The sequence below is a fragment of the Micromonospora sp. NPDC051543 genome (genome assembly GCF_044454415.1).
Taxonomy (GTDB): domain Bacteria; phylum Actinomycetota; class Actinomycetes; order Mycobacteriales; family Micromonosporaceae; genus Micromonospora.
Map to the genome: position 1 here is coordinate 328,444 of NZ_JBITDT010000008.1, position 12,031 is coordinate 340,474.

Consider the following 12,031-nt stretch of genomic DNA (forward strand, 5'->3'; position numbering starts at 1 on the left):
GACTCGCCGTGTGAGCGACGAGAGCCGGCGGCGCCGCCCCCGCAAGCCACTGAGGGGTGACCTGCCCGTCGCCACGATCGCCGAGCTCGCCGGCGTGTCCCCGCCAACGGTGTCCAAGGTCCTCAACGGCCGCGCCGGGGTGGGTGAGCAGACCCGGCAGCGGGTGGAGGCGCTGTTGCGCGACCACGGCTACCGCCGACCGCAGGACGCCGTGCGAACCCGCTGCGTCGAGGTGCTCTTCCACCACATGCTGCCCTCGATCGCGCTGGAGATCCTGCGCGGCATCCAGGAGGTCGCCGACGCGCGGCACTGCACCGTCGGGTTCGTCGACCTCCGTCACCGCGTGACGGCGGGGCTGCCCTGGATGGAGCCTCTGCTGCTGCGGCATCCGACCGCTGTCATCGCGGTCTGTTCTCTCGTCACCGCCGAACACGGCCGACAGTTGGCCGCCATGGGCATACCGCTGGTCGCCATCGACCCGGGCGGCGAACACTTCCCCACCCCCGCCGTCGGGTCGAACAACTGGAGCGGCGCCCTCGCCGCCACCCGGCACCTTCTCGACCTCGGCCACCGGCGGATCGGGGTACTCACCGGGCCGGTGCAGGACCTGGCGGCGAGGGCACGCCTGGACGGCTTCCGCGCCGCGCTGGATCATGCCGGTATCGGATTCGACGACAGCCTCGAACGGCAGGGGGTCTTCAGCTTCGTGGCCGGCCGGGACCTCGGCCGCGAGTTGCTGTCCCTGCCCGAACCACCCACCGCCATCGTCTGCGGCAACGACCTGCAGGCCCTCGGCGTCTATGCGGCGGCACACGACGTTGGCTGGCGGATCCCCGAAGACCTCAGCGTCGTCGGGTTCGACGACGTGGACCAGGCGACCTGGACGTCGCCACCACTGACCACGGTGCGACAACCATTCACCGAGATCGGGGCCACCGCCGCCCGCCTCGCGTTGACGCTGGCCGACGGTCACGCCCTGCCCCAGGAGCGGTACGAACTCAGTACGGCGCTCGTCGTGCGGGGCAGCACCGGGCCGCCCGACCACCGCTAGCAGTGCCGACCGCGACATCGCCAGGATTTTTTCGGCGATGATGTCGAGAACCCCCACCCGGCGTCGTCCCCGGGGTGAACGTGACCGGAACGGGTCACGCCAGCGAGGAGGAACACGAGATGAAGTACCTGCTGCTGAAGCACTACCGGGGCGGTCCGGCCGGAGTGAACGACGTGCCGATGGACCAGTGGACGCCGGAGGAGATCTCGGCGCACATGCGGTACATGCACGACTTCGCCGCTCGGCTGGAGAAGAGCGGCGAGTTCATCGAGGGCCAGGCGCTCGCCCCCGAGGGCGCCTGGGTCCGCTACGACGGAGAGGGACGCCCGCCGGTCACCGACGGCCCGTTCGCCGAGACCAAGGACCTCATCGCCGGCTGGATGGTGATCGACGTCGACAGCTACGAACGCGCCGTCGAACTGGCCGGCGAGCTGTCGGCGGCGCCGGGCGCGGGCGGAAAGCCGATCCACGAGTGGCTCGAGGTACGCCCGTTCCTCACCGAGCCGCCCACCATCACGGAGTGACCTGCGCGATGGACCAGGCACTGCTCCGGAGCCTCATACCGGGCGTGCTCGCCGTTCTCGTCCGCCGCGGAGCTGACTTCGCGGCGGCCGAGGACGCCGTGCAGGAGGCGCTTGTGGGGGCCGTTCGCGTCTGGCCGGCCGATCCGCCGCGCGACCCGAAGGGCTGGCTGATCACCGTGGCGTGGCGTCGGTTCCTCGACACCGCCCGCGCGGACGCCGCCCGTCGCCGTCGGGAGGACGTCGTGGACACCGAGCCGACGCCCGGGCCCACGAGCGGGGTGGACGACACCCTTGCGCTCTACTTCCTCTGCGCCCACCCCTCGCTGACGCCGTCGTCGGCCGTCGCGCTCACGTTGCGCGCCGTCGGAGGGCTGACCACCCGGCAGATCGCCCAGGCCTACCTGGTGCCCGAGGCGACCATGGCGCAGCGCATCAGCCGGGCCAAACGCACCGTCGCCACCGTACGATTCGACCAGCCGGGCGACGTGACCACCGTGCTGCGCGTGCTCTACCTGGTGTTCAACGAGGGCTACACCGGCGCCGTCGACCTCGCCGCCGAGGCCATCCGGCTCACCCGGCAGCTCGCGGTCGCCATCGACCATCCCGAGGTGGCGGGACTGCTCGCCCTCATGCTGCTGCACCACGCCCGCCGTGCCAGCCGGACCGCGCCCGACGGCAGCCTGGTGCCGCTCGCGGAGCAGGACCGCGGCCGATGGGACACGACCGCCATCGCCGAGGGCGTCGGCGTCCTCCAGGCGGCCCTCGCCCGCGACCGGCTCGGCGAGTTCCAGGCACAGGCCGCCATCGCGGCGCTGCACGCCGACGCTCCCACCGCCGAGGAGACCGACTGGGTGCAGATCGTCGAGTGGTACGACGAGCTCGCACGCCTGACCGACAGCCCGGTCGTCCGGCTCAACCGCGCCGTGGCGGTCGGCGCGGCCGACGGTGCCCGGGCCGGGCTGGCGGCCCTCGCCGCGTTGGACGACTCGCTGCCCCGGTACACGGCGGTGGCCGCGTACCTGCACGAGCGCGCCGGTGACCTGACGACGGCCGCGCGCCTCTACGCCGAGGCGGCCCGTAAGGCGGCCAACCTCGCCGAGCGGGACCACCTGACCCGCCAGGCCGCCCGCCTCAACGACCACCGACGGCGGTGAGGGCTGGCGAGCGACCCGCCTCAGACGCTCGGCAGGGGCGCGTACCACTGCGCGCCGGTCACCCGGACCCGCTGCGACTGCTTGCGGTTCCACTCCACCCGCATGCCGTGCCGGCGGAGCACCGGAAAGGCGACCTCGTCCAGTAGGCGTTCCAGGTCGGCCTGGTAACGGGCCTGCTGCTCGGCCTCCGGCAGGGCCGCGTAGGCGGCCTCGTCGAAATCCGCCGCCGGATAGACGCCGTAGCCGAGGTAGACCTGGCCGTCCTCGCTGGCGAGCAGCGACTCCGTGTCCTGCTGGTGGTACCACAGGTAGCCCTGCCAGTGCCGCGAGTCGTCGCGCTCGTCGTGGATCTCGGCGGACGCGCAGGTGCCGCAGCAGCTGAAGTTTTCCCGGGCCACCACGCCGGCCTCGGTGAGCTCGGCGAACGCGCGACTCAGGTTGCTGCGCACCACGCCCCAACCCTGCTGCTGCGCGCGCCGGGCGGTCAGCGCCCTCGCGTACGCCGACCTCAGGTCGTCGTCGGTGGTGCCGTGTCGCTCGTCGTCCCCGTCGAGGTAGTCCAGGAAGTCGTCGGGGTCGTCGTAGCCGCGCACGACCCAGTCCCAGATCTCGGCCTCGATCTCGGCGCGACCCGGCTCGGCGACCCGCTCGGTCAGGAAGCGGACGCCCTCGGGGCGGTCGTTGTACGTCCATCCATCCACGGCGAGGATCCTGGCACGGACCTCCGACAGGCGGTGCGGACGTCCGGCCCCGCCGTCGTACGGCGGGGCCGGCTGCGGCAGTCGCGCCCGGTCAGTTCAGGGTGGCGAGCAGCGCGGTGCTCATGCCCTGCTCACCACGGGCGTTCGGGTGGAAGGGCGCGGCGGAGTTCTGCGGCACCAGGCCCTCGACCCAACGGGTGCCGCTGCTCTTGCACGCGTCCCGGCCGATCGACGGCGTGTAGACGTCGGCGTAGGTGGCGCCGTTCGCGCCCGCGGCGCTGGCCAGCATGGCGTTGAGCGACTTCTCGATGCCGCGCAGGTACGGCACGTCCTGGTAGGCGATCGGGACCACCGGCCAGCAGCCGTACCCGCTGTCGGGCAGGATCGCCGGATAGCCGAGGACGACGACGCGCGCGCTGGGCGCGGCCCGGCGGATCGACTGGAGCACGGTGGTCACCTTCGGCACCGTCGCCGCGATCCGGGCCTGCAACTGGTCGGTGCCGCCGGCCGTGTACCGGTTCTTGCACGGCGAGCCGAGGGGACTGCTGAGGCTCGCCTCCGCGCACTCGCTGATGATGCCGGAGAAGCCGATGTCGTTGCCGCCGATCTGCACCGTCACCAACGACGTGCTGGAGGTGACCGCGTTGAGCTGCGGCGGCAGGTTGATGCCCAGTTGACCGCTGCCGCCGTAGAGGATGTCGTCGGTCGTGGCCCCGGAGCAGCTCACGTCCGCGAACGACGTCGAGCCGGCGGCCGCGGCCACCAGGGAGGGATAGTTGCGGTTCGACCGCAGACAGTTGAGGTCCACCTGGGTGGGGATCAGGGGACCTGCCGTGTACGAGTCTCCCAGCGCGACGTAGCGGCCGGAGGGGACCGCGGCGCTGGCGGGTGTGGTGACGGCGAGCAGGACGCAGACGGTGGCCGTGGCGAGTGCGGCCACTCGGGCGGCTGCCCGCAGGAGCGGCAGGCGGGGACGGGACATGACGCCTCCCTAGGGAGATCGCGGTGGTGGTGGTGGTGCCGAGATCCTGTCCCCGGTCGACGATGGACGTCAATATAGATGGACCTCACTAAATGACGCGCTGGAATGTGGATTTCGCCTTCACCGCACACCCCTGCGACACGCGATGATCCCCCGCCGCATAGCATGGCGACAGTTCGGGACGGCTCTGCTGAAACGAGGCGACATGCGTTGGCTCCAGCGGCTGCTGGGCGGCGGGCGGATCCAGCTCGACCCGGAGCGGCAGCAGGTGCTGCTGCGGGACCTCCAGCACGGATACGGCCCGCGCGCGCGGACCCCGTTCCCCGCGCAGGTCGAGGCGGCGACCGGGATGCTCAGCGGGGACGACGGGCTGGTGGTCGCGGCCCGGGTCCTGCACCAGGTCGCCGACGAGGCACACCTCGATCTTCGGGCGCAGGCCCAGGACATCCACCGTCGGACGGGCCGGCGACTCCTCGTGCACCGGCGCAACTACCGGCAACTGTGGTCGGAGGCCGGCCCCGGACTGCGCTGGCCGCTGTTCGCGCTGCCCTGCGGCTTCCACCCGTACGCGCAGGTGGCCGCCGCTGTCTCGGTGGTCGGCGGTCGCGCGGCCCGGCTCGATCGGGTGACCGATCCGGCGCCGCTGGTGACCCACATGTTCGAGGTGCTCGACCTCACCACCGCCGGCTGGGAGTACGGCCGGGTGCGGGTGGACACCGACGGGGCGGCCCTGGTCGACCGACTGATCGCGAGCGCCGCGCAGATCCTCGCGGCCATGGACGACCCACCGCGACTACCGCCGCCGGTCCGCGCGCTGATGCGCCGCAACAACAGCCTCGACGTCCACGATCCGCACGCCGGGCATCCGGTGGGACGGATCAACCTGGGCGCGCGGATGCGGGAGCAACTGCTGGCCTGACCGCCGATCAGGCGTTGGCGTGCGCGCGCAGGAAGTCGAGCAACAGGGTCACCACCTCGTCGGGGTACTGCGCGTGCGGGTAGTGCCCCGCGCCCTCGACCATCTCGAGCCGCCCCAGCCCGGTCGGCAGCGCGGCCACGATGGCCTCGCCCTCGGCGCGCGGGTCGGCCCAGTCCGGGTCGAGCGTGCCCTCGACGATCAGGACCGGACAGCGGACGTTACCCAGTTGCGCCCCGGCGTCGGTCGGCGCCGACCGACCCATCCCACGCATCGCCGCCATTCGGCCGGGCTCGCGCATCATGGCGTCGATCCGGGCCGTGCGGGCGGCCCAGTCGGCCGGCTTGCGGCCCGGGTAGGCCACATCGAGATAGCTGCGCCAGAGCCGGACACTGCCGAAGAGGCCGGTCCCGAGCAGCCGGGCGATGCCCTTGCGGTAACGGGAGACCCGCAGGTCACCCAGCTTGATCGACTGCTTGCGGGTAAAGGGGGCCAGTTCGACGACTCCGGCGACCAACTCGGGGCCACGGGCGGCGGCGATGGTGGCGGCCCCGCCGGAGATCGAGTGACCGACCAGCACGGCCGGACCGCCCAGGTGGCGGATGACCGCGAGCAGATCACCCGCGATGTCGGTGCGACTGTAGGAGCGCCATCCGACGCTCGACTCGCCACACCCACGCAGGTCGACCGCGGCCACCCGGTAGCCGGCGGCCGCCAGGCGCGGCACGACGAAACGGTACGCCTCGCGGCTGTCACCCATGCCGTGGGCGAGCACGACGAGCGGCCCGGAGGCGCCGGTCACCTCGTACGCCAGGGTGCCGCCGTCCACGTTCAGGTACTCGGTCATCGAAGCCTCCAAGCTAATCGTCTTAGCTAAAGGCTAATACCATTAGCCGCATACGTCAAAGTGATGTCCGACGCCCCGCCCGACGGGTGCGGTCAGCGTCCGGGCGTGACCTCCCGGGTGATCACCCGCGCCACCTCGCCGAGGTCGTCGTCGAGCTGGTGGTCCCGCCCCGGTAGCCGGTACAGGAGCGCCTGCGGCACCGCCTGCGCGTAACGATCGGCGTGCGACGGTGGCACCGTCTCGTCCCCGAGACCGTGGAACACCCGCACCGGCACGCCGCGCGGCAGCCTGGCACCGAGGTCGCCCGGCAACTCGAAATCGTCGCCGGGCCAACCACCCGCTCCGACGAACGGAGCTGCGACCAGGACGATCAGCGCCAGCTCGCGCTCCGGTGGTCGCTCGGCGAGCACGTGGGCGAGGATCGCCCCGCCCACCGAATGGCCGACCACGACGGTACCGGCGTCCAGGGCCGCGACCTCCCGGTGAACGGCGGCGCTCCAGGTGGCGTAGCGCGGATCGCCCTCGTCCGGCAGACGTGGATAGCGGACGTCGTACGAGTCGCCGAGTTCGCGCCGTAGGCTGTCGACCATCCGGCTGTCCCACTCGTCGTACGTGCCGGGGCCGGCGCCCTGGACGAAGAGGATTTGCGTGACCGCTGTCACGGCAGCTCCCTCTGGTGCTCGCGGGGCGGGATCGCGCCACTCTTTCGCGATTTCCATTCGTGGCCCGAAAACGCCACCAATATCCGCTCCCACCTTAACGTATATCGCGACCGGGGCCTTGCCGCAAGACCCCGGTCGTGACGCAGAATCGTCGGCCGGAGACGGAACGATGCGAAGAATCGGGGCACCACGTGGGTGTGTTGTGCAGGGCGCGAGTGTTCACGCCGACCGTCCGGGCCGAGGTGGCGCGATGACGGACCGGCACGTGTGGGATCTCGACGAGGTCGACGAGACGCAGGTCGCGCTCGTCGGCGGCAAGGGCGCCCGGCTGGGGGCGCTGACACGGATCGACGGCGTCCGCGTACCGCCCGGTTTCTGTGTGACGACCGACGTGTTCCGACGGGTCGTGGCCGAGGCGCCCGCGATGGCGGATCACCTCGACCGTCTGTCGCGCCTCGCGGCGGACGACCGGCACACGATCCGTGACCTCAGCGCGGAGATCCGCCGAAGCATCGCAGCGATCGTCCCGCCCGACGACGTGGTGACGGCGATCGGCGCGGCCCTGCGCCGCCACGGCGCGGACACTGCCTACGCCGTCCGGTCCAGCGCCACCGCGGAGGACCTCGCGACGGCCTCCTTCGCGGGGCAGCAGGACACCTACCTGAACGTCCGGGGCGCGCCGGCCGTCCTCGCGCACGTCAGCCGGTGCTGGGCCTCGCTCTTCACCGAGCGGGCCGTCACCTACCGGCAGCGCAACGGCATCGACCACCGGGCGGTCCACCTCGCGGTCGTCGTACAGAAGATGGTGTTTCCGCAGGCGGCCGGCGTGCTGTTCACGGCCGATCCGGTCACGTCCAACCGGAGGGTCGCCTCGGTGGAGGCCAGCTTCGGTCTCGGCGAGGCCCTGGTCTCCGGGCTCGTGAACCCGGACGCCTACCGGGTGCGCGACGACGCGATCGTCGACAGGTCGATCGCCGTCAAGCGCGTCGCCATCGACGCCCTCCCGGGCGGCAGCACCGCCCGACAGCCGATCAGCGCGGACCGGCAGGAACAGCCGGCGCTGACGGACGACCAGGTCCTGCGACTGGTACGGGTGGGACGGCGCATCGAGGCGGCCTTCGGCTGCCCGCAGGACATCGAGTGGTGCCTGGCCGACGGCGACGTGCAGATCGTCCAGAGCCGGCCGATCACCACGCTGTTCCCGGTACCCGCCGCCGCCGGGGACGGGGAGAACCACGTCTACCTGTCCGTGGGGCATCAGCAGATGATGACCGACGCCATGAAGCCGCTGGGACTGTCCATGTGGCAGCTCACGGCGATGGCGCCGATGCACGAGGCCGGTGGGCGGCTCTTCGTCGACGCCACCGGGATCCTGGCGTCGCCCGCGAGCCGCGCCGGCTTCCTCGAGATGATGGGCAGGTCCGATCCGTTGACCCGGGACGCGTTGGAGACCCTCCTCGCCCGCCCCGACTTCGTACCGACGCGGACCGACGACGCTCCCCGTGTCCCCCGGCTCGGCGGCGCGCCGGCCACGATCGAGAACGATCCGGCCATCGTCACCGAACTGGTCGAGCGCAGCCGGACGTCCCTCACCACGCTGCGGCGGGACATCGCGACGGCGACCGGACCGGCGCTGTTCGACTTCCTGCTCACCGCGTTCGAGGAGCACAAGCGGCTGCTCGCCGATCCGTTGAGCATGCAGGCGATCATGGCGGGGATGGAGGCCACCTGGTGGCTCAACGAACAGCTCGCCGGATGGCTGGGTGAGCGGAACGCCGCCGACACCCTCACCCTGTCGGCCCCCGGCAACGTCACCTCGGAGATGGGCCTGGCGCTGCTCGACGTCGCGGACGCGATCCGTCCGTACCCCGAGGTGGTGGCGTTCCTGCGGGACGTCGACGGCGACGGCTTCCTCGACGAGCTGCCGAGGCTGCCGGGCGGCGGCCAGGCGCGCGACGCCATCCGGGCCTATCTCGACCGGTACGGGATGCGCTGCGTCGGCGAGATCGACATCACGAGACCGCGCTGGGCCGAACGCCCCACCACGCTCGTACCCCTGATCCTCGACAACATCCGGTTGCACGAGCGCGGCGCGGCCGCACGGCTCTTCGCGCGGGGGCGCGAGGAGGCCCAGCGTAAGCGCGAGGAGCTGCTGGAACGCCTGCGTGCCCTACCGGACGGGGTGCGCAAGGCCGACGAGACCGCTCGGATGATCGACCGGGTTCGCACCTTCATCGGGTACCGGGAGTACCCGAAGTACGCGATCATCAGCCGCTACCTCGTCTACAAGCAGGCCCTGCTGCGGGAGGCGGAACGCCTCCTTCAGGCAGGAGTGCTGCGCCAGATCGACGACATCTTCTACCTCACCTTCGCCGAGCTGCACGACGTCGTACGGACGCACCGGATCGACGACCACCTCGTCGAGCGGCGCAGGGAGGCGTTCCGGACGCACCAGAGGCTCACCCCGCCCCGGGTGCTCACCTCGGAGGGGGAGGGCATCTCCGGGGCGTACCGACGCGACGACGTACCGGCCGGCGCGCTTGTCGGTCTCGGCGTCTCCGACGGGATCGTCGAGGGCCGTGCCCGCGTCCTTCCCGACCTGGCCGAGGCCGACCTGGAACCGGGCGACATCCTGGTCACCGCGTACACCGACCCGAGCTGGTCGCCGCTGTTCGTGGCGGTCGCCGGGTTGGTCACGGAAGTGGGTGGCCTCATGACCCACGGGGCGGTCATCGCCCGGGAGTACGGCCTGCCCGCCGTCGTCGGCGTGCCGGACGCGACCAGACTCATCCGCGACGGGCAGCGGATCCGGGTGCACGGCGCCGACGGGTACGTCGAGATCGTGTCGGACGAGGGCACTCAGTTGTCGGGCATCGTCGGGCACCAGCCGTAGTCCGATCGCCGCCGAGTCCAGGATCGAACGTTGCGGCGTGACTGTCGATCTGTCGCCCGCCCGAGCCGTCGTACTGTAGGGGCCCACCACCGAGGGGGCCGGCACACGGACGGGACTTGAGCCATGGCCAAGTACATGATTCTGATCTACGGCGACGCCCAGCAGTGGGACGCGATGACCGACGAGCAGTGGAAGGCGCACGACGCCGCGCACGAGTCGTTCGTCGGGAAGGCCGGGACGCAGATCATCGACGGAAAGCAGTTGGAGATGGCGCCCACGGCCACCACGCTGCGCTCGGACTCGATGGGCCAGATCACGACGACCGACGGCCCGTTCCTGGAGACCAAGGAGGCACTCGGCGGCTACTACCTGATCGAGGCCACCGACCTGGACGAGGTGCTGTCGTTGGCGAAACTGCTCCCCGAGGTGCACGCTTCGCACAGCGGTGTGGAAATCCGCCCGGTGGTCGACCACGGCTGACGTGACCGACCCACGGACGAAGGACGAGGTCGTCGCGGCGGTCGCCCAGGCGCACCGCCGCGACTGGGCCCAGGTGTTCAGCACCACGGCCCTCCTGACCCGCGACCTCGACCTGGCCGAGGAGTGCACCCAGGACGCGTTCGCCCAGGCCCTGGAGACCTGGACGCAGGCCGGCATCCCGGACCGGCCGGGGGCCTGGTTGACCACCATCGCGCGCAACCGGGCCCGCGACGTCCTGCGCCGCGAGTCGGTGTTCCGTCGCAAGATGCCCCTGCTCGTGGCCGACGAGACCACGCCCGGGCCGGAGGACGGCCTCGTCGACGACCGGCTGCGCCTCATCTTCACCTGCTCACACCCGGCCCTGGCCCGGGACGCGCAGGTCGCCCTGACACTGCGTCTGGTGTGCGGGCTGTCCACGCCCGAGGTGGCCCGTGCGTTCCTCGTGCAGCCGGCCACCATGGCCGCCCGCATCACCCGGGCCAAGAAGAAGATCGCCGCGGCCCGCATCCCGTACCGGGTGCCGGGCCCGGACCAGCTCGAGGAGCGGGTGAGCGCCGTCCTGGAGGTCGTCCACCTGATCTTCACCACCGGCCACACGGCGCCGCTCGGCGCCCAGCTGGTTCGCCAGGATCTGGTGGACAGCGCGGTCGGGCTGGCCCGGATGCTGCACCTGCTGATGCCGACCAACGCCGAGATCAGCGCACTGCTCGCGTTGCTCCTGCTCAACGTCGCCCGCCAGGACACCCGCACATCCGCGGACGGGCGTCTGGTGCTGCTGTCCGAGCAGGACCGCTCGCACTGGAACCGGCAGCTCATCGCCGAGGGCCGGGCTCTGGTCACCGACGCGCTGCGTCGTCGGCCTCCGACGCGGTACGCGTTGGAGGCGGCGATCGCCGCCCTGCACGCCGAGGCGCCGAGCTGGCAGGACACCGACTGGGCCCAGATCGTCGCGCTCTACGACACCCTGTTCCGGATCTGGCCCTCCCCCGTGGTCGATCTCAACCGGGCCGTCGCGATCGGGCTGCGCGACGGCCCCCGGGCCGGCCTCGACGCGCTGAACCCACTGCTCGCGGACCCGGCCCTCGCCACGTACGGATACCTGAGTGCCGCCCGGGCCGACTTCCTGCGCCAGTTGGGGCGGTGGCGGCCGGCCCGGACGGCCTACGAGGAGGCCTTGACCCTCACCGACAACGACGCCGAACGGGCTTTCCTCAGCGAGCGGCTGACCGAAGTGGAACGGAATCTGTGAACGCCAGCGCCACGGGAACGGCGGTCGGTCAGACATCCGCCTCGATGGCGAAGGTGTTGCCGTCCGGGTCCTGGATCCAGGCGATACGTCCACCTCCGGCCCGCGCGGTGATCCCCTTCGCATCGTGCTCGAACTGCTCGTACCGCACGAGGTCGACGCCGGCGGCCGTGAGTTCGTCGACGATCTCGTCGAGGTCGTCGACGTACCACGTCGCCAGCGTCGCCTCGGTCGTCCCGGCGGTGACCGACTGGTACACGTTGAGGGCCGGTCCGCCGCCGGAGGCGTAGATGCGGCTGCCGTCGGGGATGTGGGCGCTGGGCGCGGACCGCAAGGCCCGCAGGCCCAGCTTGCCTTCGTAGAAGGCGACCGCCCGCGCGATGTCCGACACGGCGACCGATGTTCTCAGGTGGTGGGCGCTCAAAGGCATGCCCCAGCCTGGCAGAAACGGACCCCGGTCGACGTGACGTGGGGCGGGCTCGGCGTGGTGCCGGGCCCGCCCCACGGGTGGTGGTGGGTCAGGTCAGCGTTGCAGGGTGAGCAGGCCGGGGCGGTAGGGCAGTAGGCCGTAGTCG

Annotated in this window: 12 protein-coding genes; 7 read left to right on the forward strand and 5 right to left on the reverse strand. The window is 71.6% G+C overall.

What is annotated here, in order from left to right:
* Window positions 1-10 precede the first annotated feature (10 nt).
* The 3 genes from ACIA3K_RS17365 (at window position 11) to ACIA3K_RS17375 (ending at window position 2,729) form a co-directional block, all read left to right on the forward strand.
* Window positions 11-1,051, forward strand: a complete 1,041-nt coding sequence (locus ACIA3K_RS17365) for a LacI family DNA-binding transcriptional regulator (RefSeq protein WP_396802126.1) — start codon at window positions 11-13, stop codon at window positions 1,049-1,051.
* 119 nt (window positions 1,052-1,170) lie between these two features.
* Entirely contained in the window at window positions 1,171-1,575 is a 405-nt protein-coding gene (locus tag ACIA3K_RS17370) for a YciI family protein (protein ID WP_396802159.1), read from the forward strand.
* 8 nt (window positions 1,576-1,583) lie between these two features.
* Complete coding sequence (locus ACIA3K_RS17375; protein ID WP_396802160.1) at window positions 1,584-2,729, forward strand: RNA polymerase sigma factor; 1,146 nt, start codon at window positions 1,584-1,586, stop codon at window positions 2,727-2,729.
* A gap of 20 nt (window positions 2,730-2,749) precedes the next feature.
* On the opposite strand, the gene ACIA3K_RS17380 is transcribed toward ACIA3K_RS17375, so the two are convergent.
* Together ACIA3K_RS17380 and ACIA3K_RS17385 are read right to left on the reverse strand one after the other, a co-directional pair.
* On the reverse strand, window positions 2,750-3,430 hold the full coding sequence (locus ACIA3K_RS17380; RefSeq protein ID WP_396802128.1) for a DUF6891 domain-containing protein: 681 nt from the start codon (window positions 3,428-3,430) through the stop codon (window positions 2,750-2,752).
* 91 nt (window positions 3,431-3,521) lie between these two features.
* Window positions 3,522-4,412: an SGNH/GDSL hydrolase family protein gene (locus ACIA3K_RS17385; protein ID WP_396802129.1), complete on the reverse strand. Its 891-nt coding sequence runs from the start codon at window positions 4,410-4,412 to the stop codon at window positions 3,522-3,524.
* A gap of 205 nt (window positions 4,413-4,617) precedes the next feature.
* Here ACIA3K_RS17385 and ACIA3K_RS17390 point away from each other — a divergent pair, with 205 nt between their 5' ends.
* Window positions 4,618-5,331 (forward strand): hypothetical protein, encoded by a 714-nt coding sequence (locus ACIA3K_RS17390; protein WP_396802131.1) that lies wholly within the window; start codon window positions 4,618-4,620, stop codon window positions 5,329-5,331.
* Window positions 5,332-5,338: 7 nt separating this feature from the next.
* Here ACIA3K_RS17390 and ACIA3K_RS17395 read toward each other — a convergent pair whose 3' ends face one another.
* Both ACIA3K_RS17395 and ACIA3K_RS17400 read right to left on the reverse strand, forming a co-directional pair.
* Complete coding sequence (locus ACIA3K_RS17395) at window positions 5,339-6,175, reverse strand: alpha/beta fold hydrolase (protein ID WP_396802132.1); 837 nt, start codon at window positions 6,173-6,175, stop codon at window positions 5,339-5,341.
* Between the two features lie 92 nt (window positions 6,176-6,267).
* Window positions 6,268-6,837: an alpha/beta fold hydrolase gene (locus ACIA3K_RS17400; RefSeq protein WP_396802134.1), complete on the reverse strand. Its 570-nt coding sequence runs from the start codon at window positions 6,835-6,837 to the stop codon at window positions 6,268-6,270.
* A 250-nt stretch (window positions 6,838-7,087) separates the two neighbouring features.
* Between ACIA3K_RS17400 and rph the strand changes: the two genes are divergently transcribed.
* The 3 genes from rph to ACIA3K_RS17415 all read left to right on the forward strand — a co-directional run bounded on the left by rph (window position 7,088) and on the right by ACIA3K_RS17415 (window position 11,459).
* On the forward strand, window positions 7,088-9,730 hold the full coding sequence (gene rph, locus ACIA3K_RS17405) for a rifamycin-inactivating phosphotransferase (protein ID WP_396802135.1): 2,643 nt from the start codon (window positions 7,088-7,090) through the stop codon (window positions 9,728-9,730).
* 123 nt (window positions 9,731-9,853) lie between these two features.
* Window positions 9,854-10,210 (forward strand): YciI family protein, encoded by a 357-nt coding sequence (locus tag ACIA3K_RS17410; protein ID WP_396802137.1) that lies wholly within the window; start codon window positions 9,854-9,856, stop codon window positions 10,208-10,210.
* A gap of 73 nt (window positions 10,211-10,283) precedes the next feature.
* Entirely contained in the window at window positions 10,284-11,459 is a 1,176-nt protein-coding gene (locus ACIA3K_RS17415; protein WP_396802162.1) for an RNA polymerase sigma factor, read from the forward strand.
* Between the two features lie 28 nt (window positions 11,460-11,487).
* On the opposite strand, the gene ACIA3K_RS17420 is transcribed toward ACIA3K_RS17415, so the two are convergent.
* Complete coding sequence (locus ACIA3K_RS17420) at window positions 11,488-11,847, reverse strand: VOC family protein (RefSeq protein ID WP_355050492.1); 360 nt, start codon at window positions 11,845-11,847, stop codon at window positions 11,488-11,490.
* Between the last annotated feature and the right edge of the window lie 184 nt (window positions 11,848-12,031).

What these genes read in the sequence shown, in the direction of transcription:
- ACIA3K_RS17370 (WP_396802159.1), top strand. Translation starts at nt 1,171, where the DNA reads ATGAAGTACCTGCTGCTGAAGCACTACCGGGGCGGTCCGGCCGGAGTG.
- ACIA3K_RS17375 (WP_396802160.1), top strand. Translation starts at nt 1,584, where the DNA reads ATGGACCAGGCACTGCTCCGGAGCCTCATACCGGGCGTGCTCGCCGTT.
- ACIA3K_RS17385 (WP_396802129.1), bottom strand. Translation starts at nt 4,412, where the DNA reads ATGTCCCGTCCCCGCCTGCCGCTCCTGCGGGCAGCCGCCCGAGTGGCC.
- ACIA3K_RS17390 (WP_396802131.1), top strand. Translation starts at nt 4,618, where the DNA reads ATGCGTTGGCTCCAGCGGCTGCTGGGCGGCGGGCGGATCCAGCTCGAC.
- ACIA3K_RS17395 (WP_396802132.1), bottom strand. Translation starts at nt 6,175, where the DNA reads ATGACCGAGTACCTGAACGTGGACGGCGGCACCCTGGCGTACGAGGTG.
- rph (WP_396802135.1), top strand. Translation starts at nt 7,088, where the DNA reads ATGACGGACCGGCACGTGTGGGATCTCGACGAGGTCGACGAGACGCAG.
- ACIA3K_RS17410 (WP_396802137.1), top strand. Translation starts at nt 9,854, where the DNA reads ATGGCCAAGTACATGATTCTGATCTACGGCGACGCCCAGCAGTGGGAC.